The 23,897-nt window shown below is 41.0% G+C and carries 24 protein-coding genes and 4 tRNA genes; 7 read left to right on the top strand and 21 right to left on the bottom strand.

Annotation, left to right across the window (positions count from 1 at the left end; all coding sequences use genetic code 11):
- Nucleotides 1–55: 55 nt before the first annotated feature.
- Genes ACXAC4_RS00400 through ACXAC4_RS00370 form a run of 7 tightly spaced genes read right to left on the bottom strand, consistent with a single transcriptional unit; the run spans nucleotide 56 to nucleotide 5,523 of the window.
- Entirely contained in the window at nucleotides 56–493 is a 438-nt protein-coding gene (locus tag ACXAC4_RS00400; protein ID WP_130256542.1) for a hypothetical protein, read from the bottom strand.
- A gap of 23 nt (nucleotides 494–516) precedes the next feature.
- Nucleotides 517–1,290: an SDR family NAD(P)-dependent oxidoreductase gene (locus ACXAC4_RS00395; RefSeq protein ID WP_475158276.1), complete on the bottom strand. Its 774-nt coding sequence runs from the start codon at nucleotides 1,288–1,290 to the stop codon at nucleotides 517–519.
- Nucleotides 1,274–2,047 carry an SDR family NAD(P)-dependent oxidoreductase gene (locus tag ACXAC4_RS00390; RefSeq protein ID WP_475158275.1) on the bottom strand — a complete coding sequence of 258 codons (774 nt, stop codon included), beginning with the start codon at nucleotides 2,045–2,047 and terminating at the stop codon, nucleotides 1,274–1,276. Before ACXAC4_RS00390 ends, ACXAC4_RS00395 begins: the two co-directional genes overlap by 17 nt.
- Before the next feature lie 8 nt (nucleotides 2,048–2,055).
- Entirely contained in the window at nucleotides 2,056–3,249 is a 1,194-nt protein-coding gene (locus ACXAC4_RS00385; protein ID WP_475158273.1) for an NADH:flavin oxidoreductase, read from the bottom strand.
- Entirely contained in the window at nucleotides 3,215–4,381 is a 1,167-nt protein-coding gene (locus ACXAC4_RS00380; RefSeq protein WP_475158272.1) for an AfsA-related hotdog domain-containing protein, read from the bottom strand. The genes ACXAC4_RS00385 and ACXAC4_RS00380 overlap by 35 nt, the downstream gene beginning before the upstream one ends.
- A gap of 24 nt (nucleotides 4,382–4,405) precedes the next feature.
- Nucleotides 4,406–4,903: a DUF2867 domain-containing protein gene (locus ACXAC4_RS00375; RefSeq protein ID WP_475158271.1), complete on the bottom strand. Its 498-nt coding sequence runs from the start codon at nucleotides 4,901–4,903 to the stop codon at nucleotides 4,406–4,408.
- 23 nt (nucleotides 4,904–4,926) lie between these two features.
- Nucleotides 4,927–5,523: an NAD(P)H-dependent oxidoreductase gene (locus tag ACXAC4_RS00370; protein ID WP_475158269.1), complete on the bottom strand. Its 597-nt coding sequence runs from the start codon at nucleotides 5,521–5,523 to the stop codon at nucleotides 4,927–4,929.
- 619 nt (nucleotides 5,524–6,142) lie between these two features.
- Between ACXAC4_RS00370 and ACXAC4_RS00365 the strand changes: the two genes are divergently transcribed.
- Both ACXAC4_RS00365 and ACXAC4_RS00360 read left to right on the top strand, forming a co-directional pair.
- Nucleotides 6,143–7,120, top strand: a complete 978-nt coding sequence (locus ACXAC4_RS00365) for a hydrolase (RefSeq protein ID WP_475158268.1) — start codon at nucleotides 6,143–6,145, stop codon at nucleotides 7,118–7,120.
- Nucleotides 7,121–7,384, top strand: coding sequence for a YheU family protein (locus ACXAC4_RS00360; RefSeq protein ID WP_475158266.1), 264 nt, complete (start codon nucleotides 7,121–7,123; stop codon nucleotides 7,382–7,384).
- Between the two features lie 208 nt (nucleotides 7,385–7,592).
- On the opposite strand, the gene ACXAC4_RS00355 is transcribed toward ACXAC4_RS00360, so the two are convergent.
- The 3 genes from ACXAC4_RS00355 to ACXAC4_RS00345 are packed head-to-tail and all read right to left on the bottom strand — an operon-like array spanning nucleotide 7,593 to nucleotide 10,090.
- Nucleotides 7,593–8,324, bottom strand: a complete 732-nt coding sequence (locus tag ACXAC4_RS00355) for a LytR/AlgR family response regulator transcription factor (protein ID WP_475158264.1) — start codon at nucleotides 8,322–8,324, stop codon at nucleotides 7,593–7,595.
- Complete coding sequence (locus tag ACXAC4_RS00350; protein WP_475158263.1) at nucleotides 8,314–9,420, bottom strand: sensor histidine kinase; 1,107 nt, start codon at nucleotides 9,418–9,420, stop codon at nucleotides 8,314–8,316. The genes ACXAC4_RS00355 and ACXAC4_RS00350 overlap by 11 nt, the downstream gene beginning before the upstream one ends.
- 19 nt (nucleotides 9,421–9,439) lie before the next feature.
- Nucleotides 9,440–10,090, bottom strand: coding sequence for a hypothetical protein (locus tag ACXAC4_RS00345; RefSeq protein ID WP_475158261.1), 651 nt, complete (start codon nucleotides 10,088–10,090; stop codon nucleotides 9,440–9,442).
- Nucleotides 10,091–10,275: 185 nt separating this feature from the next.
- On the opposite strand from ACXAC4_RS00345, the gene ACXAC4_RS00340 reads away from it, so the two are divergent.
- Nucleotides 10,276–11,484, top strand: a complete 1,209-nt coding sequence (locus tag ACXAC4_RS00340; protein WP_475158260.1) for a dipeptidase — start codon at nucleotides 10,276–10,278, stop codon at nucleotides 11,482–11,484.
- 119 nt (nucleotides 11,485–11,603) lie between these two features.
- Here ACXAC4_RS00340 and ACXAC4_RS00335 read toward each other — a convergent pair whose 3' ends face one another.
- The 10 genes from ACXAC4_RS00335 to murB form a co-directional block, all read right to left on the bottom strand.
- Nucleotides 11,604–12,089, bottom strand: a complete 486-nt coding sequence (locus ACXAC4_RS00335; protein WP_475158259.1) for a hypothetical protein — start codon at nucleotides 12,087–12,089, stop codon at nucleotides 11,604–11,606.
- An 88-nt stretch (nucleotides 12,090–12,177) separates the two neighbouring features.
- Nucleotides 12,178–12,342, bottom strand: coding sequence for a hypothetical protein (locus ACXAC4_RS00330; RefSeq protein ID WP_475158258.1), 165 nt, complete (start codon nucleotides 12,340–12,342; stop codon nucleotides 12,178–12,180).
- Between the two features lie 564 nt (nucleotides 12,343–12,906).
- On the bottom strand, nucleotides 12,907–14,091 hold the full coding sequence (tuf, locus tag ACXAC4_RS00325) for an elongation factor Tu (protein WP_058028464.1): 1,185 nt from the start codon (nucleotides 14,089–14,091) through the stop codon (nucleotides 12,907–12,909).
- A gap of 138 nt (nucleotides 14,092–14,229) precedes the next feature.
- Nucleotides 14,230–14,305: transfer RNA gene (locus tag ACXAC4_RS00320), tRNA-Thr, on the bottom strand.
- Between the two features lie 12 nt (nucleotides 14,306–14,317).
- Nucleotides 14,318–14,392 (bottom strand) — tRNA-Gly (locus tag ACXAC4_RS00315).
- Nucleotides 14,393–14,437: 45 nt separating this feature from the next.
- Nucleotides 14,438–14,522 (bottom strand) — tRNA-Tyr (locus tag ACXAC4_RS00310).
- Nucleotides 14,523–14,569: 47 nt separating this feature from the next.
- Nucleotides 14,570–14,645, bottom strand: a tRNA-Thr gene (locus tag ACXAC4_RS00305).
- A gap of 121 nt (nucleotides 14,646–14,766) precedes the next feature.
- The gene (locus ACXAC4_RS00300; RefSeq protein ID WP_475158256.1) at nucleotides 14,767–15,471 is read right to left on the bottom strand and encodes a type III pantothenate kinase; all 705 of its coding nucleotides are present in this window, start codon (nucleotides 15,469–15,471) and stop codon (nucleotides 14,767–14,769) included.
- On the bottom strand, nucleotides 15,468–16,469 hold the full coding sequence (gene birA / locus ACXAC4_RS00295; protein WP_475158254.1) for a bifunctional biotin--[acetyl-CoA-carboxylase] ligase/biotin operon repressor BirA: 1,002 nt from the start codon (nucleotides 16,467–16,469) through the stop codon (nucleotides 15,468–15,470). The genes ACXAC4_RS00300 and birA overlap by 4 nt, the downstream gene beginning before the upstream one ends.
- Complete coding sequence (gene murB / locus ACXAC4_RS00290) at nucleotides 16,466–17,476, bottom strand: UDP-N-acetylmuramate dehydrogenase (protein WP_475158251.1); 1,011 nt, start codon at nucleotides 17,474–17,476, stop codon at nucleotides 16,466–16,468. The genes birA and murB overlap by 4 nt, the downstream gene beginning before the upstream one ends.
- Before the next feature lie 130 nt (nucleotides 17,477–17,606).
- Here murB and ACXAC4_RS00285 point away from each other — a divergent pair, with 130 nt between their 5' ends.
- Entirely contained in the window at nucleotides 17,607–19,451 is a 1,845-nt protein-coding gene (locus ACXAC4_RS00285; protein WP_475158248.1) for a M1 family metallopeptidase, read from the top strand.
- Between the two features lie 88 nt (nucleotides 19,452–19,539).
- Here ACXAC4_RS00285 and ACXAC4_RS00280 read toward each other — a convergent pair whose 3' ends face one another.
- Nucleotides 19,540–20,151, bottom strand: a complete 612-nt coding sequence (locus tag ACXAC4_RS00280; protein WP_475158246.1) for a DUF2057 family protein — start codon at nucleotides 20,149–20,151, stop codon at nucleotides 19,540–19,542.
- Nucleotides 20,152–20,288: 137 nt separating this feature from the next.
- Here ACXAC4_RS00280 and ACXAC4_RS00275 point away from each other — a divergent pair, with 137 nt between their 5' ends.
- The 3 genes from ACXAC4_RS00275 to ACXAC4_RS00265 all read left to right on the top strand — a co-directional run bounded on the left by ACXAC4_RS00275 (nucleotide 20,289) and on the right by ACXAC4_RS00265 (nucleotide 23,801).
- Nucleotides 20,289–20,660 carry a histidine triad nucleotide-binding protein gene (locus ACXAC4_RS00275; RefSeq protein WP_349285196.1) on the top strand — a complete coding sequence of 124 codons (372 nt, stop codon included), beginning with the start codon at nucleotides 20,289–20,291 and terminating at the stop codon, nucleotides 20,658–20,660.
- A gap of 226 nt (nucleotides 20,661–20,886) precedes the next feature.
- The gene (locus tag ACXAC4_RS00270) at nucleotides 20,887–21,543 is read left to right on the top strand and encodes a helix-turn-helix transcriptional regulator (RefSeq protein WP_390448771.1); all 657 of its coding nucleotides are present in this window, start codon (nucleotides 20,887–20,889) and stop codon (nucleotides 21,541–21,543) included.
- Nucleotides 21,544–21,641: 98 nt separating this feature from the next.
- Nucleotides 21,642–23,801, top strand: coding sequence for an ATP-binding protein (locus ACXAC4_RS00265; RefSeq protein ID WP_475158243.1), 2,160 nt, complete (start codon nucleotides 21,642–21,644; stop codon nucleotides 23,799–23,801).
- The last annotated feature ends 96 nt before the right edge of the window (nucleotides 23,802–23,897 follow it).

The following is a 23,897-nucleotide window of genomic DNA, read 5'->3' as shown; positions in this document are numbered from 1 at the left end:
TTTCTGCGTAATCCGAACAATATCTTTATTTCACAGAATACCTGTTACCCATGTTTTAATCGCTGAGACTCTCAGCCATAAACCACTGAACTAATCCTAGGGTAATTAATACTGCGGTAATGCCAAGCAAGATAGGTGTTGCTCCCATACCCACACAAATAATCTGAATGATAGCGACCGTAAAACGTAAAATTGCATCTAAACGACCTACTTGATAACTCGGATTTAGAAAACGAAATACCCCCCAAATGGTGACGTAACAAGCCCCCAAACAGATAAGAAATAGACTTGTTGAATCAAGGGGCTTGAAAGTACTATTGAAGCCCATAGCACTATCTAGTTGCATAATGACGCCAAGAATTGGCGCTACAAGAAAGGGAAGCATTAATAAAGAGGTTGCAAGCAGATCATACACTGCACCAAACTTAACCAGTTTATTATATTTATGACTACCCAAATGGGCATGTCCTTTCACAGCAAGAGAATCACTCATCTTAATTTTTCCTTTTAATATTATTAGGCCGAAGCCAAATTCATAGTTTTTAGCAAAGTTCTAATTTCGTAAAAATTGCCTTTTTCCAATTGCAATTCATCTAATCGCTCTACGATCTTAGCCATGTCTTCAGCTCTTTGCTTTGCTGAAATAACATAACCAGGCTCTTGTGCTCTTTCCTTTAAAGCAAGTAACTCAGGTAACTCACTAGATACACCGTCAGTGATAGCGTGATATATGCTGGTTTTGACATTACAAAGCCCTAGGGGTAAGAAAAAGATATCAGGGTTTTCTAGCTGATAGATTTTCACTATTGAATTTAATGCGGCCTTGGAAACGGCATAACTTAGCATCCCGGCTCGAGGGCGAATACTTGATATTGAGGCAGAAGCTAAAGCAATTTTAGGGCGCCAATCTATGTGCAATAGCGCATCTAATGTAGACTTTACTGCTAGGGCGTTAATGGCAAATACATTATTAAATTGCACAAGATCTACTGTATGTGCTTTTTTGGGTGCATCTCCAAATGTGCCAGCATTAAGGAATAACAATTCTAAGGAGGCACCTTTCACACGATCATATAGCTCTGACACCGCGCAGAGAACAGCCTCATGCTGTGTTAAATCACAGTATTGCCAATAAAAGCTTGGGTGTTCAATATCAGGCTTTGTTCTCGAGATGCCACAAACCGTATACCCATTCTGCAAATAATAACGACTTAACTCGTACCCAATACCCTTGCTACATCCAGTAATCAAAACAACATTAGAAAGTTGCTTTTTAAGAGAACTTTCCACAACTGTAGCCCCCATCAACATCTAACACACTGCCAGTAATATAGGACGATTGCTCACCTAATAAAAACAGAGTTGCAGCAACAATTTCTTGGGGCTCGGCCATACGCTTCATTGCTGTCACAGCCAGTTTTTGTTTTGTCGCAACCGGGTTTGCTGCTAAACGCTCAGGTGTATTCATACCACCTAGTGTGGGACCAGGCGCAATGGCATTAATTCGTACCGCATAACCAAGCTCTGAATCCTGAGCGAATTCAATCGCAGCAACTTGCGTTAAACAATTTACTGCTGCTTTAGACACACTGTAAGCAGCCTGATTTGGTATAGGCGTTACCCCTGCACATGAAGACACATTTACAACTGCGCCTTTAGGCTTTTGGGCAATAAGAGGGATCTGATGCTTTAAACAAAGCATTGTGCCTGTGATGTTGATATCAATTGTATTTTGCCAATCTTCAACATCTATATTTGCTAAATTGTTACGCTTAGAAGTTACTCCTGCATTATTAACGGCCAAATCAAGACCACCAAAATCATCTACAATTCTTTTAAATAAATTTGATACGCTGTCTTTTTTACTAATATCGCAGTGAATAAATGTAGCTGTGGGACCTAATTCAGTCATTGCCTGATCGGCTTTAGCCGCAGAACGACCGGTTACTATTACTTGAGCACCTTGAGCAGTTAACTCTTTAGCAATAGCCAAACCTATACCATGGGTGCCACCTGTTATTAGTACAATTTTATCCTTAAAACTCATAAATTTTCCTATTCGTAATTTATATTTGAGGGGCGTAAATACTGAGGGTTAACACAGCAGTAAACACGCTCTGCTTGAGGGTTACTTTTATCCCGAAAGCAATGTCCATCGAATTTGCAAAAGTGGATATCACTCTTTCGGCCTGACACACTTTTATTAATCAACTCATTATCTGCAAACAATGCGCGTGTCATTCCTACTAAATCCACCTGAAGCTCATTCCTTACTCTCACTGCATCTTCTAAACTGCCAATTAAACCGGCAAAGCCAAGTGGAATAGTGCAATTCTTTCTGATCTCACTTATACCGCTAGCGAGCCTTATTTTTGCTTCTTCAGTTGCATCAACGAGCATTGAGAATGTTTCGCCAATACTGACCGATAAAGTCAGAGCATATATTCCTGACGCTTCTAGTTTTCTTATATAGGGCGAAAGCAACTCTGGTCGCTGTCCAGCCTCACCCAAACCATCATCAATGCCTAATCGCACGCATATACCGAGTTCAGGGTGCGATGCTTTTATTTCTTGGATCACCTCTAGGAGTAGTTGAAAACGACTCTCTTCACTTCCCCCATATTTATCTGTACGCTGATTCGTATATGGTGATAAAAAGCTACTTAATAAGTATCCATTAGAAGCTTGCAGCTGCACCAGCTCCGCTCCTGCTTGTTTAGCAAGTCCTGCGGCAAACACAAATTGCTGTTTCACTGAATTAATGTCTTCTTGTGACATAGTACTGACTTGATAGTCATGCTCTTTTGCCTGCATACGCTTACAAGCGATGCCGCTTGGTGATAGCAGCGGCTTACCTGTAAGAGACATGCTTCCCTGTGCGCCATAGTGTTGCAACTGAACGACGACTTTACAGCCATGCTTTTTACCTGCAATAAATAATGGTGACAACGCCTTGGCTTGTGTTTCATTATGAAGACACAAACCTTTCTCATGTAACCGAGTTGTAGGGTGTATTGAGGCATTTCCTAATACAACCATCCCCACTCCGCCGGCAATAATGTTTAAATAGAAGTCGATAAACTCTTGCGAGGCTGTGCCATCTTTATCCGCTACATCAATCCCCATTGGCGCAAAATACAGCCGATTTTTTAAGATCATAGTATTAGACAGTGCTAACGGCTCAATAACTCTGTCATACTCATTTGCCATATACTTACCCGTTCGCCTGAGCAAGTTCAGCTTTTCCATCTTGAGCTACTGCTGGCGTTTCATAAACTTGTATTTTCGTTTTACATTTTATGAATTCACTCAATGCATTACGCTGAGAACTAGTGAGTTTTGCAAATTTTAGTTCAATAAAATCATCAAATTGTTTGCCATACTCAGCAAGCGGTAAGGTTATACTGGGCTCATTGGGTAGCAATATATTTACATGACTGTAGTGGTCAAATGGCGAAGTATTCAGCCTCACACCTTCAGTGGATACACTTTGCAGTTCAACAGACGCACAGCGACCAGTAACGTCCGTAACGACAACCTGGCTTGTATTTTCATTAACTAATTTAAACCAGTGAGTTGGAGGGAATGATAAGTTTCTTAACCGTTTAAAAAGGCGTGTATTAATCACTGAACCAGCAAGAGTCAAAGAGCCAACAAAATGACCCCGTTGATAAAAACGCGCTATTTTATCAACCGTTTTCGGCTTATTTCTGTATTGATTTTCACGATGACAAACAAGCAACTCTAACTCATAAGAGGAAATCACGTACTGTTGACATGACAGCCCCAAGTTATTCATTGAAATAGACACATCACCACGATCATAGCCACTACAACTATATACGTAGTGATACATTGCTTGGCGAGCCATTTCGATCAACATTAACCCTGGAACATGCTCATGTGGTTTTCGATAAAAAAAGTAATTCTCAGTATCTATTTTTGCAATATAACTAAAGACTGGCGCAAGATAGTTATCTGGATGCTGACTAAACCAACGCTGCAGGATTAGGCTTTTTTCCCTATCAAACAAATACTCGCTCAATGGCTTTTCACCTCGATTGAGCATACGTACAACTGTTACAGGCAAAAATCGAGCTGACAATATAAATTCACCCTTAACCTCATTATAAAACCCTGAAAAAACACCACCATTAAATTCACTTTCAGAAATTTTATAAGGGACAAAAGACAAGAGGTAAACATTACCAACTAAGTTATAATATTTATCAAAAACTTCCCTACTCTCTTTTTCAGCTGGCAAGCTTTCAAATTCCTCAATAGTTATATAAGCAGGAAGTAGAGGTGTGGCACTGTCAATAAGGATGTCATCATCATGATCCTTATGTAATACTTTCGGTGACAATTCTAAATCTTTCATAATCATTTCCTTTAATTATACAAATCATTTAAAACTAACTTTTTTGAGCATATTATTAACAATAAAGCTATGAGCTGGCCTCACTGGGACCATATATAGATGACCAAAAAAATTTTTATTTTTTACACTGGCTGTAATTGTTAAGTTTTTGCTCGTCCCTTCATTGCTCTGCATGTTTATCGCAATTAATACACTTAAATGCCTATCACTAGACATGAGGATCAATTCATACTCAGATATTTCTACCACATCAAAGAAATCTAGCTTTTCTCCAGCTTTCGGTGGAGAGTCGGGTTTTTTATTATGAAAACCCTTTATATTTTCAACGTTAGCCAAAGCACTCATTTTGTCTCTCAACCAAAAAGCAGCTTGGAGCCAAGCAGGGCAATCGTTGGTCATCTTACAGTAAGCTGAATAGACTGTTGCCGAAGCACAATCCTTCACTGAGGCCTGATGAAAATAATCTAGCTCAGCTTTATCAGCGACTAATGCAAATGAGGTTTTTTTATCTCTGATGTACATACAGAAGCCTTATTAAAATTTTCCTAACTGATTAACTCAATTTGCATTTCTTCAGCTTTAAGCAGCATTTGCTCATACTTAAAAGTCGGATCCTGATAATCAGAAACAATAAATTTTGTAGCACTTTTCGCTGCTTGTTTTAAATCTTCTGGCGAGATAAAAACTGATTCATAGATAGGGTATGGCGGAATATACTTAGCTTTAACATAATAAGTTAACTGCTGGATCGGCCTTAACAGTTCATCAATTGTATAATGGTTAAAACCACCGGCTCTATAGCCCTCCTCCATAGCGCCAACAGTAGTAACAACCATAAACTCTTTGTTGAGTAATTTATCTCCGCCTCTTGCATAAGCAAAGCCGGGAAGCAAAATATCATCAAACCATTTTTTTAGTATTGCTGGGGTTGAATACCAATATAGAGGAAACAAGAACACAATACGGTCATGTTTTAAAAGTAAGTTTTGTTCTTTTTCAACGTCAAAGTTGAAGTTTTCATGATGCTCACTTAGGTTGTGTACAGTTACAGCATGCTCACTTACTTCTTTTAAAATTGCCGAATTCACACGTGATGCATTTAGGTTTGGGTGACCACATATAACCAATATTTTTCTTTCCATAAAAATCTCCTTAAAAATATGAAAAAATTAATAAACAGGCTTAAGAAAAAGCCTGAAATTTAATGCGGCGATATTAAGAGCAACATTTACACCTTGTCAAACCAAGCTTAAAAAAAACAAATACCAATAAAAACAATACTAAAAAAAAGTCATTATTGATGCGTTGCAAATAACAAAATACCAGAAAACAAAAAACAAATTAAAAGTAAGAACAATAAAAAACAAAAATAAAAACACAACAAAATCAAAGGAAAAACAAAACATAAAAGAAGATGAAAATCTTTTATTTATGGAATGGTAATATTTTAGTTTCACTTTATAAAATTATTATCTCAGCTAAAAACTAAGAAAACAGCGTATACTACTTTAGTATAACCTTTTAAGATTAAACCTCCCTGTATTCAATATGGGGAAGTTAAAATTAAAAAAATACTCATACGCCCCCCACTCTTGCTCCTAAAACATATAGATCCATCAGACCAACATGCTTGAGGTTGTAAAAATCTCATGCTGAATCAGACAACCTCATAGCTAGTTGCCATTAAATCTAAAAGCTTAATTATTTATTGAGTTTTGACTCTCTGATACACTGCCTGCGAGAGTGCAAATAAGAAGAATTATGAGTTATCAGTTTGAAAGTGCTTGGTGGATGTCGAATCGTCATGCACAAACTATCTTGCCCCGTTTTTTTAGACCTTTTCAGCGCGTTAATGTGGAGTATGAAGAACTTACTACGCCCGACGGTGATTTTTTAGAGTTAGCCTGGAGTCGAACAGGAAAAAAAGACTCGCCTCTTGCCATTGTGTTACATGGCCTAGAAGGCAACTTAGATAGCTTTTATGCCAAAGGTATGCTCAAAGCCCTGACTCAGCAAGGGTTTGATACTGTACTTATGCACTTTAGAAACTGCTCACGTTTACCTAACCGTTTGCCGCGTGCTTATCACAGCGGAGAAACCGGTGACTTACAGTTTTTAATTCAAACATTAAGAGCACGTTTAAACCCAAGCTCTTTGTTTGCTGTTGGCTTTTCTCTTGGTGGTAATGTACTTGCCAAATATTTAGGTGAGCAAGGTAAGCAAAGTGACCTCAGCGGTGCTGCGGTAGTTTCAGCGCCCCATCATCTTTCTTCTTCGTGTCAGGTGATCAGAAAAAGCTGCTTTGGTTTATATCAAAAATACTTGTTGGACCGTTTAAAAAAGTCATCCGCAAGAAAATACCCGCAGATCGGTGAAGCGATAAAGCTAAACAAGCAAGAATTAGCCGACATTAACGACTTGTGGCAGTTTGATGATCAATTAACAGCACCACTACATGGCTTTGAGGGCGCTGAAGATTATTATGCACAAGCAAGTGCTCAGCCTTTCTTAAAACATATTGCGACACCCACTTTGCTGATCCATGCCGAAGATGACCCCATGCTCTCTCACAAAGCAGTGCCAAAAGCCGAACAAGTCAGCGACAAAGTCACTTTGGCGGTGTCTAAAAAAGGTGGTCATGTCGGCTTTATTGGCGGTAAGAACCCGTTCAAACCCGAGTTTTGGCTTGAAAAAGCCGTCCCCCATTATTTTCAATCGCTCCTTAAAGGTCAGAAGTAGATGCTCATTCCATATCAGCAACTTGATCCAAATACGCTAAATAATCTCATTGAACATTATGTACATCGCGAAGGCACCGACTATGGTGATGCTGAAGTAAACACTGAAACAAAAGTGGCGCAAGTGAAAGCCCAACTCAAATCAGGTGAAGCCCTTATTGTGTTCTCTGAACTGCATGAGTCGGTCAATATCGTCTCAAAAGCCCAATTCAACGCCATGCAAAGTGAAGAATATACCCAAGGCTATGACACTGATTACGCGTAATCAGTGTCAATCTAAGCTCACTTACAGATAGCAATAAAACACTTATTATACCAATCCTCAATAATACTCAATCATTTTGAGGGACTAAAACTGACGCTAACTTCATTGAAAACTTCTTATTTAGAACAACTAAATAGCAAAATTCCCGCCTCGTTATCGACTAGTTTTTCTTGCCTCAAAATAGACCGCTTAATTAAGAGGATTGGTATTAAAACGCTGCAAAGCTCATTTGTTTTTTCAACGCAGAAGCTTGGCGGCGAGATATATCGACTTCTGAGCCATTACTCAGGGTCGCAGTTAACCCATAGTTGATACTCTCCTCTAGATGCACCACCGCATCCAAACGAATTATTTCACTGCGACTTGCGCGTAAGTACACGCTAGGGTCAAGTTTTGCTTCTATTTTACTCAGCGAACTATGAATGTAAGACTTGCCAAATTCGGTGTAAATTGCCGCATGGTTACCGACACTTTCAAAACGCAATATGTCTCTCAACAAGATGATTTTCATTTTGTCAGCAAATTTCACCATCAATTTAAAATCGTCTTCAAGCTGTGTGCTTTCAATTTCTGATAGCAGACTTGTCAGCTTTTCAATGGCTTTTTCTAACCGCGCAGGGGCTGCGGGTTTTAGTAAATAGTCTACGGCATTGAGCGAAAAAGCATCCACGGCAAACTCGTTATAAGCTGTACAAAAGACGATAGGAATTTCACCTTTTAATTGCTCTGCGAGCTCAAGCCCTGTGCCACCCGGCATTTCAATATCTAAAAATATTGCATCTGGTTCTAAGTCATTGACTAAGGCTTTTCCCTCGATAATATTTTGCGCTTCACCCAGCACTTCTATTTGCTTATGCTTTTTTAATAAACGCAGTAACTCTGCACGCGCCAAAGGTTCATCGTCAATGATGAGTACTTTAATTGTTGCTTTAGGCTGCATGGGGCACCTCCATGATGGCTTTAAATTCCTGACGCTCTTGTGAAATCAACAGCTTTGCCTGTTGCCCAAACATAAGCTCTAATCGAGATTGAATGTTTACCAGCCCCAACTGGGTGCCACTTTTAACCCTAGTTTCATCAAAAGGATTAATGACTTGTACTTGCACTTTGCCTTCACGCTCTGACACATGAATTTTCAGTTCCCCTCCGTTAGGAAGATGGGCAATACCATGCTTCACCGCATTTTCAACGAGCGTAAGTAGAGACATGCTGGGCAAGGTTGCTTTAAGTAGATTCTGTGGGCAATCAAAGTGTACTTTGAGGCGTTCACCAAATCTCACTTGTTCAATAGCCAGGTAGTTTTCACAAATTTGCCACTCATCCTCAACGCTGACATGTGTCCGTAAGTCTGTTGTCAGGTTATACCTGAACAACTCTGAAAGCTGCGTGACGATTTCTGCAGCTTTATCTTGGTCTTGGTAGATCATGCCGCGAATCGTATTGAGCGAGTTAAATAGAAAATGTGGGTTTATCTGATTTTGTAAGCTGGCAAGTTGCTGCTCTTTTAACTGCGTTTTTAACATACGCTTCTCTCTTCTAGCAATCACAGCTAAATAACAGCCAGACCAAAGCCAATACATTGAGCATTTGATAAAAATGGCTACCCACTCGATTCTCTTGTTTTCGTGAAATTCAATTTTGCTACCCTGCACTTGCATCGACACTTCTTCACTGGGTAAAGCTGAAGGAGCAATTGTCTGAACCACAAACTCATAAGAAAGATGATACAGTGCTGCTGCTAAAACACTCATTACCAATAAAAGTGCCAATGTAGGTCTCTTCATACCGCGTTTGCGAGCAAGCCATTGACTGCCATTTCTGATAACAAAGTGACTAAACAAGATAAAAAAGCCTGATGTAAGCAGCGCCCTGATAGAAAGGGAGCTTATCTGCTGACTCGTCAATTCACTAAAACCTATGGTCGCCAAAATACTGCTATTTAATGCCAAAATTACAACGAAAACAGCTAACTGGCACAGCCAATACTTCTTCATGGGTACAATACTCCTTGCTTCGACGCGATGAATTGTACCCATAATGATTTCCATTACCAACTTAGAACATTGAAACAATTGAAATAAACAGCGAGTCATTGTCACCTACACTGCTAAACCCCATACCTACTGAGTAAGCATCTTTCTTGGTAGACTCTAAAGCGATACGATATCCCAATTCGTTCTCTTTACCATTTCGATGAATTGCTGTGCCATTAAGTACAAAACTCTTTTTAAAGTTGTAACGCACGCCTAAGCGAGTGACATCATAACTGCGAGAAAAGCTTTGCGGTTGACCAGATACCTCTTGCTGTAACATCGCTGACTCTAAATAAATATGTAATTTGTCAGAATGAGCATAGTTCAAACCCAGTGTGATATCAGCCTGAGCAAGCTGAGTATCCTCATCACTGCGGTTTATTTGATAATGTATACGACCATATAAGTTTAAACTTTTTTCCTCTTCCTTAAGTAAATTTCCAAAGTCAGCTTGGTAGCTCATGCCAAGACCACTGCCTTCAAAAACATCATCAATCTCGTTGCTTTGCACACTGATATTAAAGCCTTCTTTAAGCTCCAGCTTGGCCGCAGCTTCTACCTTTTCTTCTTGTTGTGTTTGGGTGTTTTCTGTTGCAATAGCAGCACTTGATACTGAACCTAAAATAGCAGCAATTAAAGTACGGCGGATTGTTTTAGCATTGAATGTAGACATGTTGTTTTCCTTAATTTTTAATGTGTTTAGGCTGTGTGCCTCTGTTGGGTATAACTATATGGAAAACACCTCATGGCAATTTGCGAAATGTGACAAGTGGTCAGAAAAGAGGATAAGCGGAGAATATACAGGACGAAGAAATTGTTGTTACAATCAAAGCACTTAAAACAATAAAAGACTGAACCATGAAAGCAACTTTTACTCTTGCCGCACTCGCTTTAGCAGTTGCCAGTGCACACTTATCAGCAGCAGAGAAGCAATACACAGCATCAGAGCGTGCCGAGCATATTGCCAAACAAAGCATTCTAATCGATACCCATATTGATGTGCCTTACCGTATCGCCGACAAGTGGGATGATGTCAGTAAGGCAACTGAAGGCGGTGACTTTGATTACCCTCGAGCGAAGAAAGGCGGCTTAAATGTACCTTTTATGTCGATTTATATTCCTGCCAGCTTAGAGTTTGAAGGCAAGGGGAAAAGCTACCAATTAGCGAACCAATTAATTGATGGCATGGAAGCGTTGGTGTTCCGTGCACCAGACAAATTCGCGATGGCATATTCATATAAAGATGCTTATCAACATTTTAAGAAAGGCAAAATGTCGATTGCTATGGGTATGGAAAATGGCTCACCAATGGAAGGTGACATGAAGAACCTAAAGCACTTCTATGACCGCGGTGTTCGCTACATCACTTTGGCACACTCTCAAAGCAACCATATCTCAGACTCGTCTTATGACTTGCGACGCAAATGGAAAGGCTTAAGCCCATTCGGCAAAGAGCTAGTAAAAGAGATGAATAGTATCGGCATGCTGATTGATGTATCACACATTTCTGATGCTGCGTTCTATCAAGTCATGGAATTATCAAAAGTGCCTGTCATTGCATCACACTCTTCATTACGCAAATATACGCCTGGATTTGAGCGTAATATGGATGATGACATGCTGTTAGCTCTAAAGAAAAATGGCGGCGTGATCCAAATTAACTTTGGCTCAAGCTTTGTGACTAGTGCATCGCGTGGTTGGTACGACAAACGTAACGCTGCTAAAAAAGAAGCCGAAGACAGTGGTAAAGCAACGACTGATTTCGCCGCAGCTTATCGCGCTAAAAACCCATTCCCGTTCGCAACACTAGAGCAAGTACTTGATCACATTGACCATGTAGTCAAACTCATTGGTATTGATTATGTTGGTATTGGCTCTGACTATGATGGCGTGGGTGACTCACTGCCTATCGGCTTAAAAGACGTATCGACATACCCTAATCTAGTGCAGGGGTTATTAGACCGAGGCTATAACGAAGCGCAAATTAAGAAAATCTTAGGTGGCAACACCATGCGCGTATGGCGCCAAGCTGAAGAATACGCAGAGAAAGTAAGCACGAAAAGTTAATGACAGAGTGCACAGAGAATTAGGCTTATTTTAAAGTTTTTTCTAGCACTGACTCAAAAGCAAAACCGAACTTCTGAAGTTCGGTTTTTTTAACTACTGTTCCTAGCTTTGCCTGAGGTTTACCTTACCTTGACCCACTTATTCGATGCTAAAAGCCCAAGCCCAAGCGCTAATCCATTCATATGATCAACAGCGCTGTTTAAACTCATAGATAAGAGCCCAGCGATAAGGTAAAGAAGTAAACACGCAATACCAACTATTTGAAGAGGTCGCGTATTTTTCAAAAATAGCACCACACCGTTACTTTCTTTACTGCCTATTACGCCCCAATACACAAGCAATAAACTAGATAACACATATGGTAAGTACCAGTAATGTTCTAAACTGTGCTGAATAGCGAAAACGATCGACCCAATTAAAGACACCGCTAAAATACTAAAAATAGTCAACCATAAAGTATTCTCTTCTTTCTCAGGGCCGCTTATCAAGAATAAGATTGCAATAGAGGAAAACAATGTCGCTGTAATCAAGTCTTGTTTTATGAAAGCAGATCCAAGCAACGCAAAAAGGAGTGAAAAAAATACTATTTTAAACTTATTGTTCATGGAAAATTTAGTCACTATTTAGAAAACCCTAAACTTCCATTTAGGGTTAAAGTAATTGAAACATAGAGGTATAAAAAGGCTAAGTTAATTAACCCATACCATATGGGTCAATACACTCAAAGTCCCATTCATCGCCTATCGGCATAGGAATGCATACCTTGCTTTGAGGTTCAATTACTGGTTCTTTTGGCAGTTCATTTACAGGCGCTGTACTTAAAAACAGTGCTGCAAAGAAGTTATAGATTGCTGTCATTTTAATTTTCCTTTTAATTAAATATCAATTTGCTAACAAACCATTAGCAAATGATATGTTTGCATAATCGGTTCAGGAAAACAATAGTACCTAAATTAATACTTAAAATGTACAAAGGTTTAATGGCAACCACGCGGTGCTTCATTCCTTTTTCGCAAGAGTAGTGCAAAAGTTTAATGACAGAGTGCGCAGCACTCACATTCCTTTTGCACAAAGGCGATGACTGACCGAAGCGAAGCTTCGCAGCAGGAAGAGGTGAGCGCATGGATGCGCGATGGAGCCCAGCTTCATGGATGAATTACAATTTAGAACTAGCCTGGAGCAAGTTTCACAGCTTCTAAAATTTCCTAGTTTTATACCCCTAAAAACAAAAAAACCGAGCCTAAGCTCGGGTTTTTTTAATGCTTTGTGCCATTAACTAAAGTCGATATTACTCAACGATAGTTGCTACAACACCAGCACCTATCTGGTAAAGTACGCCATCTTCATTGGTTTTACCAAATCTCAGGTATTAAAAAAGGCCACCGAAGTGACCTTTTTCACAGTGTTACTGCAATCTGTAGATTATTCTACGATTGTAGCTACAACACCAGCACCAACTGTACGGCCACCTTCACGGATCGCGAAACGTAGACCTTCGTCCATCGCGATTGGAACGATTAGCTCAACAGTCATCTTGATGTTGTCACCAGGCATTACCATTTCTACGCCTTCTGGTAACTCAACGTTACCTGTTACGTCAGTTGTACGGAAGTAGAACTGTGGACGGTAGCCTTTGAAGAATGGAGTATGACGGCCACCTTCGTCTTTAGATAGTACGTATACTTCTGAAGTGAACTTAGTGTGTGGGTTGATTGAACCAGGCTTACATAGAACCTGACCACGCTCAACTTCGTCACGCTTAGTACCACGTAGAAGTGCACCGATGTTCTCACCAGCACGACCTTCGTCTAGAAGCTTACGGAACATTTCAACACCCGTACAAGTTGTCTTCGTAGTTTCTTTGATACCTACGATTTCAACTTCGTCGTTCACGTTGATGATACCAGCTTCAACACGGCCAGTTACAACAGTACCACGACCCTGGATTGAGAATACGTCTTCGATAGGCATGATGAATGGCTTATCGATGTCACGCTCTGGCTCTGGGATGTAAGAATCTAGTGCTTCTGCAAGCTCAACGATCTTGTCTTCCCACTCTTTCTCGCCTTCTAGTGCTTTAAGCGCTGAACCCTGGATTAGAGGTAGGTCGTCACCTGGGAAGTCGTACTCAGAAAGAAGTTCACGAACTTCCATCTCTACTAGCTCTAGTAGCTCTTCGTCGTCAACCATGTCACATTTGTTCATGAATACAACGATGTAAGGTACACCAACCTGACGTGAAAGTAGGATGTGCTCACGAGTCTGAGGCATAGGACCGTCAGTAGCTGCAACTACTAGGATCGCGCCGTCCATCTGTGCAGCACCAGTGATCATGTTTTTAACATAGTCAGCGTGTCCTGGACAGTCTACGTGTGCGTAGTGACGAGTTGGTGTGTCATACTCAACGTGTGAAGTTGAGATTGTGATACCACGCTCACGCTCTTCTGGAGCGTTATCGATTGATGCGAAGTCTTTTGCGTCACCACCGTATACTTTTGCAAGTACGTTAGTGATTGCTGCAGTTAGAGTTGTTTTACCGTGGTCAACGTGGCCGATTGTACCTACGTTTACGTGCGGTTTCGAACGTTCAAACTTTTCTTTTGCCATGACGGAACCTATAAGTAAGATTTATGTGTATCTAGATTACATATAAAAATAACCCGCAAAATGCAGATTAAAATTATTCTTCAATTATTAAGTATTTTTATGACAAGTCAAAGGAAGTATTTTGGAAGATTCTAGTACTGGTGCTGATAGGCAGATTTGAACTGCCGACCTCACCCTTACCAAGGGTGCGCTCTACCGACTGAGCTATATCAGCACACCAGAACTCTGGAGCGGGCAGCGGGAATCGAACCCGCATCATCAGCTTGGAAGGCTGAGGTAATAGCCATTATACGATGCCCGCTTTAGGAACCTGTTATTCAACTACCTCTAACCGTCAAGAATAAAGTGGTGGAGGGGGCTGGATTCGAACCAGCGAAGGCAGAGCCGTCAGATTTACAGTCTGATCCCTTTGGCCGCTCGGGAACCCCTCCACGTCAAAAATTCTTGCCTAAAGCGCCTCATAGTGAGGGTAAATAAATGGTGCCGACTATCCGAGTCGAACGGATGACCTACTGATTACAAGTCAGTTGCTCTACCAACTGAGCTAAGTCGGCACTGCTTTAGTACGGGGCAGGATTCTAGAGCAAGGTTTGGGGCGATGCAACAAGAATCTGAAAAAAAATCAAAGTTTCTTGTTTAAATGCTCACATTTACAACAAAAAAGCCAAAAAACACCTATTTGTGTATGAATTCACACCAGTTTCTCAGCCCTTTTAATACCAGGTCATCGACATATACACTTGGCTTTTCAAAGTGAAGTTGTAATAACTCACCATATCCACCAGCAAAAATCACCTGAATATCGTCAAAATCACTCTTTAATTGTGCAATGCCCGCTTCAACAGCACCTAAGGTAGCAATCAAGGCACCATTCTTAACTGCATTTGGGGTATTTCTACCAAGATCAGGCAAAAATAAACTCTCTGAGTCTGAAAATACCTTTTGCGTGTTGCTTACTAAGCTTTCGATCATCATATCTAAACCGGGCAAAATCCATCCACCTAGATGCTCTCCAGATTTAGTAACCACATCAACCTTACTCGCCGTGCCAGAATCCACCACTACACAATGTTTTTTTGGATATAAGTAATGGCAGGCAATTACCCCCAACCAACGGTCAATGCCAAGATTCTGAAATTGTGGGTAGGCACACTTAACTGTGCCTAGCTGCGCTGTCACCCTTGCTTGTAATAAAGGAATGGCAAGCAGCTCTGATTTAGACTTTATATTTTCAAGTAGCTTATCGGGCCCAACTTGCGCAATTGCGATTTCTTTAACCGCAGGCCAATTAATATCGGCTTCTTCTATAAGGGTGATCTGACCATTTACTTCACTGGCAACTTTTAATGCGGTATTACCCACATCGACTAACAATCTCATTCTATTACTTCCTTACGCAATGAAATCTCCCCGCCGTAATAGCTTTTCACTTCACCATCTTGGCGCAGTACAATCCCACCTTGCGCATCGATACCTTCACAAATACCGCGCCATTGTCTTTGCCCTGTAGATAGGCACACTACTTCTCCGGCGAATGCGTTTAGTGCATTCCACTGTGAGACCATCTCAGTTAAACCTGACACCTGATATTGCGCCAACCTTTCATCAAGGGCATAAGTTAAATGTGCCACCAGCTTATCTTTATCTAGAACATGACTGTGGGAAGCTATGTCTGTCCAAGGTTGATCGATTTGCTGTGATGCTGTTTCGGGCATTTGTAAATTAATCCCAATACCAATCACTAAGTGACATGGCCCTTCAACCTGACCATCTAGCTCAACTAAAACACCAGCTAACTTTTTATGATTAAGATAAATATCGTTAGGCCACTTCAGCGCCACTTCTAACCCATAAAGTGCTTTTAACGCATCATAGACTGCAAGGCCCACCGCAATAGACACGCCCATCGCTGCTTGCAATCCATCATCTAAACGCCAGTAATAGCTGTAATACAGGTTTGCACCAAATGGAGATTGCCAAGTACGACCACGACGGCCACGCCCTGCTTCTTGCATTTCAGCGACCAGTACTTGCCCTGAATTAATCGGCAATTTATTTTGCACACGGCGCATTAATTCTGAGTTGGTTGAATCAATGATAGGTATCACTTCAAGCTGTTTTTGCTGCCCCGACAGCGCTTGGTAATATTGATTTACTGCTGATTCATCAAGTAAAGGGACACTATGGTTGAGTTTGTAACCTTTACCACTGAGCTTAAAGATATCGATGCCCATTTCTTGTAACGACTTAATATGTTTCGATACCGCAGCGCGAGAAATGTCTAAGCTTTCACCTAAATGCTGCCCTGATACAAACTCTCCCTTATTAAGGGCTTTTAAAATAGCCAGCTTGTTCCCTTGTGGTCCTTTATAACTCATGCTTGCACACCTTGTAGTTGTACATTGCCATTTGCAGCAATCACACGCACTTCATGCTCTAGTTGTATATTGAACTTTTGCCACACGCTTTGTTGAATATGTTGGATCATGGCTTTAAGCTCTGAGGCTGTGCCCGCACCTTGATTAACCAGTACTAAAGCTTGTTTGTGATATACGGCAATCCCCCCTAACTCAAAGCCCTTGAGCCCGGCTTGTTCAATCAACCAGCCAGCTGCTAATTTAGTATGCTTAGTATCTACTGGATAATTTGGCATATCAGGATACTGCTTTAACAAAGCGTCTACCTGCCCGCTTCCCACAATGGGGTTTTTAAAAAAACTACCAGCATTGGCCAGCACTTTCGGATCAGGGAGTTTGCTTTGTCGTATTTCAATCACTTTGTTAAATACCTGCTGTGCAGTGACCGTATTTTTATCAAGCGATTGTAAAGGTCCATAGCTAAGTACAGGCTGCCACTGTTTAGGTAGCTCAAACAGCACTTCGGTAATAATAAACGTCTCTTTCAACGCCTGCTTGAACACAGACTCTCGATAAGCAAAACCACACTCAGCTTGCGCAAGTTCTACAAATTGCGCTTTGCCAATATCATAGCCTCTGACCGATTTAATGAACTGCCCAACTTCAACGCCATAAGCACCAATATTTTGAACAGGGGCTGCTCCCACTGTACCCGGGATTAATGCGAGGTTTTCAAAACCAAATACGCCTTGTTCAAGTAAATGAATAACCAGTTGATGCCAATTCTCACCTGCGGCTGCTTGTACATGCCAAACATCTTGCTGCTCTATAACTGTTATGCCTTTATTCGCAATTTTTAAAACTGTGCCAGCAAAGTCTTCAATAAACACCGTATTGCTACCCTCACCCATTACATAGCAAGGCTTAGAAAAATCGAGCTCAGTGAGGTTATCTGGATGAGTAATGGTTATGAGCGCTGCACAGTGGGCAGGTAAAGCAAAAGTATGGAGCGATTGGACTGATGGCACGTTCAACCTAACAAGTAATATAGTAATCGGGCTAGTTTACCCTATGCTATGCATGTACGCACCTATGTGATCTTATCCTTAAGCATGATATAAATGCCGCTCGTTTACTCAATCCGTGCAAGGATAAACAATGAAAAAAACTGCTTTAGCCGCAAGCTTAATGCTAGCAGGCTTCTCTCACAGCGCATTGGCAACACAAGCGTTCGACGAACATACCTATGCAAACCTAAAAGATGTAGTGAGTACCCACCTACATTTAGACCTAGACGTTGATTTTGCAGATAAGCAACTGGAAGGCTTTGTAGAGCACACCCTTGATTGGCAAAACGTATCAGCGCGCACCCTAGTTCTAGATACACGCGATCTTGAAATCGATAAAGTGATGTACCAAGGTAAAAACGGCCAATGGCATAAAGCAGATTTCACCCTCGCACAACGCAATGGCGTAAAAGGCGCAAAGCTGACCATTCGCTTTAAAGAACAAGCTAAAAAAGCCCGTATTTACTACAACAGCTTACCACAAGCTTCTGGCCTTCAATGGTTAACACCGGTACAAACTGCCAGTAAAACACACCCGTTTATGTACAGTCAGTCACAAGCAATTCATGCGCGTAGCTGGATCCCAGTACAAGACACACCAGCAATGCGTACTACCTACACAGCCCGTATTCAGACTCCAAAAGATGTTCGTGCGGTTATGAGTGCAGATAACTCTGAAGCATTTGTTAAAGACGGTGACTACTGGTTTGATATGCCGCAGGCTATTCCACCTTACCTCATTGCGATTGGTGCGGGTAACCTTGAATATAAAGAGATGTCACACCAAACAGCTATTTTTGCTGAGCCACAAATTCTTGATGCCTCAGTGGCAGAGTTTAATGACACACAGGCGATGATCGACAAAACCAACGTGATGTACGGTGAATATGCATGGGGTCGTTACGACCTACTGATGCTGCCACCTAGCTTCCCGTTTGGCGGCATGGAAAATCCTCGCCTGTCATTTATCACACCAACCGTTGTTGCTGGTGACAAAAGCCTAGTTAATCTAATCGCCCACGAACTTGCGCATTCTTGGTCAGGTAACCTAGTCACTAACGCGACGTGGGAAGACTTATGGCTAAATGAAGGCTTCACTTCTTATGTTGAAAACCGCATCATGGAAGAAGTGTTTGGCCGCGACCGTGCCGTAATGGAACAAGCATTAGACGCTGCAGGCCTTCGTGCACAGCTAAAAAATATTCCAGCACCAGATACACGCCTTAATTTGAAGCTGAATGGTCGCGATCCAGATGATGCGTTCAGTAAAGTACCTTATATCAAAGGTCAGTTATTCCTAATTTACTTAGAAGAAAAGTACGGTCGTGCGCGCTTTGACGAATTCGTAAAAGGCTACTTTGCAAAATATTCGTTTAAATCTCTAACAACTGCTGAGTTTGTTGAATACCTAAACACGCACCTACTAGAAAAGCACCCAGGTATCGTGTCTCTAGAAAAAGCTAAAGAGTGGATCTACGAGCCGGGTTTACCTGCAGATGCACCAAACCCGACTTCCGATGCGTTTAAAAAAGTCGATGCAGCAACTACAGCTTGGTTGAAAGGTGACAAAGACTTGGCAGACTTACCAACAAACGATTGGACAGTGCACGAGTGGTTACACTTCTTAAACAACCTGCCGCGAGATTTAAGCCTAGATAAGATGGCGAAGTTAGATGAAGCATTTAACCTAACTTATTCAACCAACGCTGAGCGTGCGTTTGCTTGGTATATGTTAGCTGTAGGTAACGGTTATGAGGCCATTTATCCGGCATTAGATAAACACCTTACTAGCATTGGCCGCCGTAAGCTTATCGTGCCTTTATATAAGTCGCTTGTAAAACATGGCAAACGCGACTGGGCACAAAAGGTATATAACAATGCACGTCCGGGTTATCACCCGTTAGCGCAAGGTACTGTGGACGCGATTTTTAAATAAACAGAGTATAAATATATAAACAAAAGGGCCTGACTACGGCCCTTTTTGTTTGCTATAGCTCAATTTAACAAATGCACTTGAATCGTGTTTAATTCACTTTAACCGCTTTCAAAAACGCCTCTCGCTGCTTTTCATCGGCCTGTTGCCACCAATAATGCAACATGAGCTCTGCACTTGGGTGAGTCACCCCTTCAATCTGTTTTCTACTCTTAGGTGCAATCTGTGTTGTAATCGCCATTGGCGTTGCTGTAGTTTGAACAGTTGCTGCGACCACTGCGGGAGCGGTCACTGCTTTTGGTTTTACTTTGACAGCCACTTGCTGAGATTTATTCGGTGCGATCACATATACACTCGGCGCTTTAGCAAACCGCTCGGCAGCATCCGCATCTTTCGCTCTATCAAAACCAATTTGATATTGGCCATCTTGAGTAATAGCCACTTCAACCCAAAAAGGCGCTGATGACACGGTTTGGTGCTCATCATAGTCTAGCTCATATAGGTCACTATATTTTATCTGTACCTTGTGAGTACCTATTGGCAAATCAAAGTCGAGTTTCTTACTAAACAAAGAGTGCTCAACTTGCTTGCCATTGACAGTGATTGGGATCAGTTCTTCAGGAAAACTAAGTGTTGCAGCCTTCACTGCAAAGTTAAAACTCCCCAACAAAACCGCTAAAATTAAGCCTTTAGTTTGACTCATCGCACTCTCCCTCATTGAATTTTTATCATCTAACCATTTGCAGTTTGACAGTTCATAGATTCTTTGTCATTAGTGTATAGATACTAAAACAGTCTAATAAACCGATAGATAGCAACAACATACTTTTAGGATAGATCATGGCCGAAGCCACCATTTTTGACAAAATCATTAGTAAAGAAATTCCTGCCGACATCATCTATGAAGATGAAAACACACTGGCTTTTCGAGACATTAATCCGCAGGCCCCCTTTCATGTGCTGGTAATTCCTAAAACGCCCATCGCGACTATTAATGATGTCAATGAAACTAACGCCCATTTAATTGGTCAACTTTACGTGGTGGCAGCAAAGTTGGCAAAAGAGCATGGCTTTGCAGAAGATGGTTATCGTGTCGTGATGAATTGTAATGAGCATGGGGGTCAAACTGTATTTCATGTTCACTTGCACGTACTGGCAGGTTTAGAAATGGGCTGGCCGCCGTTCACAAATAAGAAAAAAGAATTAATTTAAAAAATTCCGCGTTAATAAATGTAAATGAATAAGCTATTAATGCGGCTAACAAAATAATAACATTATCAATTGGTTAAAATTGAAAATACCAATTAGTCGCATTATTTAACAAAAATGCTTGTATATATAGCAAAATTTTCTATATTTTTATTAGCAAACTCATACAAAAGGTCTGAGTCGCGTGTTAGCATTAAAGCAATAATTTGAATGAGAGCGTCCATTTAAAATGAGCAGTACCGCCTTTTTACTTTTAGATAAAGAGCCAATTAATACAATTGGCATTAATGTCCTTCAACCTTTACTCAAAACCCAAGGTTTAGAAGTTACTACCGGCACAGACATTACTGATGTGCCAGAAGATACCAGATTGTTATTCATCGAAACCGCACAAAACGATGCATGGAACAAACTAAAAGAACATTTAGTTAAGCTAAAAGTAAATTGCGATATCGTGCTATTTAATCTAGACGAAAACCCTGAGCTTGCAAACCGTGCATTGCTAAGTGGTATTCGCGGCGTGTTTTACACCACTGACAACGCTGATGTACTGATGAAAGGGATCCGTTTACTAATGGAAAACCAACTTTGGTATCGTCGTGACATCATGTGTAATGCCCTTAACCGTATGTTGCAATTCAATAAAGATGCACTTCATAAACTCACTGAAGGCGATATTGAACCGGTTAAGTTGACCAAACGTGAAAAAGCCATCATTTCACTGATGAGTAAGGGTGCGAAGAACAAAGAAATCGCCGAAGATTTAAATATCAGCCCGCATACAGTTAAAACACATCTTTACAGTGCATTCAGAAAGACTAAATGCCGTAACCGAATTGAATTGTTGTCTTGGGCGCAACAAAATATCCCAGACGAAATTCGTTAACAAAACAATTCTCAAAAGAGGAAGCCTAGCTTCCTCTTTCTTTACCTGTTCCTAACTTCCCTCTATGCTAGAGTCATTACTTAATAAGTTCGACGCGTATGTTTGATCCCAAAACTCTCTATTTTACTAGTGGCGCTATGATGGCCATGATGACCTTGTTATGTTACTTAACTTGGCGAACCAATAAAAACATACCCGGCACTGCCACTTATATCCTCTATCCGCTGGTACTTTTTCTGGCAACTATGAGCTTTTCACTTCATGGTTATTTAGAGCATTGGCAAACCATAGGCATTGGTAATGCGCTTTTATTTGCCGCATCCATTATTCATGTATTAGCGATCAGCCAATTCTTAGAGCACAAAGGTTGGGAGTTAAAGAGTTTCTTAGCATTTACTTGCGTTTTACTCGTTGCTTTGGGCTACTACAGCATAGTCGACGACAATTTAAGAGCGCGGATCTGGATTTCAGACTTACAACACATCGCTGAAATTGTGTTGCTGCTATCAATGTTTTGGCGATTTGCCCGCCCACGCTACCCCAATGGCACCATTGTATATACCATAGTGCTTGGTTTGCTGCTTATCGCTTTTATTGGCCGCTCAATTATGATGGGAGAGGTCACACACCTTACCATTATGCAAGACACCTGGTTCACAACCACCGTATTCATTAATGGCGTGCTCTCTCCAATCTTCTATGCCACTGGTATGGCCCTGCTCTGTAATGAGCGACGTGAATTACACTTAAATGCGCTGACTGAAAAAGCACAAAAAGATTTAGAAATACGTGGCTTATTTTTATCTACGGTAAGCCATGAAATCCGCACCCCACTTAACGGTATTCTAGGCAGCGCACAACTGGTATTAAGCCGCACTAAGAGCCCAAAAAATAAAGCTTATTGCGAAGCCATTATTAACTCCGCAGAGTCGCTTAATTTACTCATTGATAAAGTACTCGATTACGCCAGTTTAGAGCAAAGTGATGAGTCACTCTATGAAGAAGATATCGAGCTCAAGACTTGGTTAAATAATCTCTGCTTGCTGCTCACGCCATTAGCAGAACAAAAACAATTGAAGTTTGAGCTCGACTACGACCTGCCTGAACAGGCTTGTTATTACTGTGACCAACAAAAGCTTCGACAAATTATCATTAACCTCGTCGGCAATGCCATTAAGTTTACCGACTCAGGAACAGTAAAAATTAAAGTCCACCTTGAGCAAGATAGTGCTATGGCACATACCGTTACATTCAGCGTGATCGACTCAGGTCCAGGCATTGAAGATGACGATATTGAAAAACTAACTCAGCCTTATGTGCAAAGTAGCGCAGGTAAAGTAAAAGGCGGTACTGGTTTGGGGTTGGCGATTACTGCACGCTTACTCGAACGTTTAGGTTCAAAGCTCGAAATTGCCAGTCAGTTAAATAAAGGTAGTGTGTTTAGTTTTAGTTTAAACCTTGCTATTGGTGAACTCAGCCTTGTCCCGCAACGTCTCCATGAAACAGACTGTGTGACTGGGCTTAACATTTTATTAGTCGAAGATTTAGAGTTAAACCAAAAAATTGCCATTGAGTTTATGGCTGAAGATGAGCACAAAGTGAAGCTCGCAACTACAGGGCAGTCAGCACTCGATTTACTTCAACATCACCAGTTTGATGCTGTGTTGCTCGATATGAATCTACCCGATTTGACCGGTCAAGAAGTACTGAAATCATTGAAGAAAATAGAACATAAAAATCAGCGCACGCCTTTCCTCGCGTTTACTGCAAGCTTAAGCCCGGATGAAATCAAAGAGTATATGATGCTGGGGATCAAAGACATTGTTGCCAAGCCCATCAAACAAGAGAAGCTACGACAAGCGCTCAGTGATTCACAGACTCTAAAAGAGCCTACCATCAGTGTTGAACTGGCTGATGTGCTATATGATGAAACCGCGGCGAGCTCTTTACAGAAAAACTTTAATGAAGATGAAGTGTCTTCTATTTACAATGAATTTGTACTTTCTGCGCGCAATAAATTAATTAGCATTCAGCAGCAGTTAGACACAGACAACGACCAATGCATAAAAATGCTACATCGCCAAGCGAGCACAGCCTTACAATTAGGCTTTAATCGCTATGGGCAAATGCTAAAAACCATCGAGCGTCGTTTACTAGAAGATAAATCTGCCCACGAAGAACTGACTCAAGCCATGGTCTTGTGGCAAGACAGCTTATCGGCATATTTGCAATTCGTTCGCTCCCAAACGCTGAATTAAGGCGTTTTATCGCGCAGAGTCGACACTTTGAAGCAAATTCGTCATGCTAATGACAAGTGTGAATATCACACATATAACAAAACAAAGGGAACCATT

Source organism: Pseudoalteromonas sp. AWM4_233, from assembly GCF_056158285.1.
The sequence above is the reverse complement of the archived record's forward strand: the minus strand, read 5'-3'. Positions and strand labels throughout refer to the sequence as shown.

Excerpts from the sequence above, each read along its gene's own strand:
- ACXAC4_RS00285 (WP_475158248.1), top strand. The coding sequence starts at position 17,607 with ATGAAAAAAACTGCTTTAGCCGCAAGCTTAATGCTAGCAGGCTTCTCT.
- ACXAC4_RS00270 (WP_390448771.1), top strand. The coding sequence starts at position 20,887 with ATGAGCAGTACCGCCTTTTTACTTTTAGATAAAGAGCCAATTAATACA.
- birA (WP_475158254.1), bottom strand. The coding sequence starts at position 16,469 with ATGAGTTATAAAGGACCACAAGGGAACAAGCTGGCTATTTTAAAAGCC.
- ACXAC4_RS00400 (WP_130256542.1), bottom strand. The coding sequence starts at position 493 with ATGAGTGATTCTCTTGCTGTGAAAGGACATGCCCATTTGGGTAGTCAT.
- ACXAC4_RS00280 (WP_475158246.1), bottom strand. The coding sequence starts at position 20,151 with ATGAGTCAAACTAAAGGCTTAATTTTAGCGGTTTTGTTGGGGAGTTTT.
- ACXAC4_RS00340 (WP_475158260.1), top strand. The coding sequence starts at position 10,276 with ATGAAAGCAACTTTTACTCTTGCCGCACTCGCTTTAGCAGTTGCCAGT.
- ACXAC4_RS00275 (WP_349285196.1), top strand. The coding sequence starts at position 20,289 with ATGGCCGAAGCCACCATTTTTGACAAAATCATTAGTAAAGAAATTCCT.
- ACXAC4_RS00375 (WP_475158271.1), bottom strand. The coding sequence starts at position 4,903 with ATGTACATCAGAGATAAAAAAACCTCATTTGCATTAGTCGCTGATAAA.
- ACXAC4_RS00370 (WP_475158269.1), bottom strand. The coding sequence starts at position 5,523 with ATGGAAAGAAAAATATTGGTTATATGTGGTCACCCAAACCTAAATGCA.
- ACXAC4_RS00300 (WP_475158256.1), bottom strand. The coding sequence starts at position 15,471 with ATGAGATTGTTAGTCGATGTGGGTAATACCGCATTAAAAGTTGCCAGT.
- ACXAC4_RS00360 (WP_475158266.1), top strand. The coding sequence starts at position 7,121 with ATGCTCATTCCATATCAGCAACTTGATCCAAATACGCTAAATAATCTC.
- ACXAC4_RS00335 (WP_475158259.1), bottom strand. The coding sequence starts at position 12,089 with ATGAACAATAAGTTTAAAATAGTATTTTTTTCACTCCTTTTTGCGTTG.
- ACXAC4_RS00390 (WP_475158275.1), bottom strand. The coding sequence starts at position 2,047 with ATGAGTTTTAAGGATAAAATTGTACTAATAACAGGTGGCACCCATGGT.
- ACXAC4_RS00350 (WP_475158263.1), bottom strand. The coding sequence starts at position 9,420 with ATGGGTACAATTCATCGCGTCGAAGCAAGGAGTATTGTACCCATGAAG.
- ACXAC4_RS00385 (WP_475158273.1), bottom strand. The coding sequence starts at position 3,249 with ATGGAAAAGCTGAACTTGCTCAGGCGAACGGGTAAGTATATGGCAAAT.
- ACXAC4_RS00380 (WP_475158272.1), bottom strand. The coding sequence starts at position 4,381 with ATGAAAGATTTAGAATTGTCACCGAAAGTATTACATAAGGATCATGAT.
- ACXAC4_RS00355 (WP_475158264.1), bottom strand. The coding sequence starts at position 8,324 with ATGCAGCCTAAAGCAACAATTAAAGTACTCATCATTGACGATGAACCT.
- ACXAC4_RS00330 (WP_475158258.1), bottom strand. The coding sequence starts at position 12,342 with ATGACAGCAATCTATAACTTCTTTGCAGCACTGTTTTTAAGTACAGCG.
- ACXAC4_RS00265 (WP_475158243.1), top strand. The coding sequence starts at position 21,642 with ATGTTTGATCCCAAAACTCTCTATTTTACTAGTGGCGCTATGATGGCC.
- ACXAC4_RS00365 (WP_475158268.1), top strand. The coding sequence starts at position 6,143 with ATGAGTTATCAGTTTGAAAGTGCTTGGTGGATGTCGAATCGTCATGCA.
- tuf (WP_058028464.1), bottom strand. The coding sequence starts at position 14,091 with ATGGCAAAAGAAAAGTTTGAACGTTCGAAACCGCACGTAAACGTAGGT.
- ACXAC4_RS00345 (WP_475158261.1), bottom strand. The coding sequence starts at position 10,090 with ATGTCTACATTCAATGCTAAAACAATCCGCCGTACTTTAATTGCTGCT.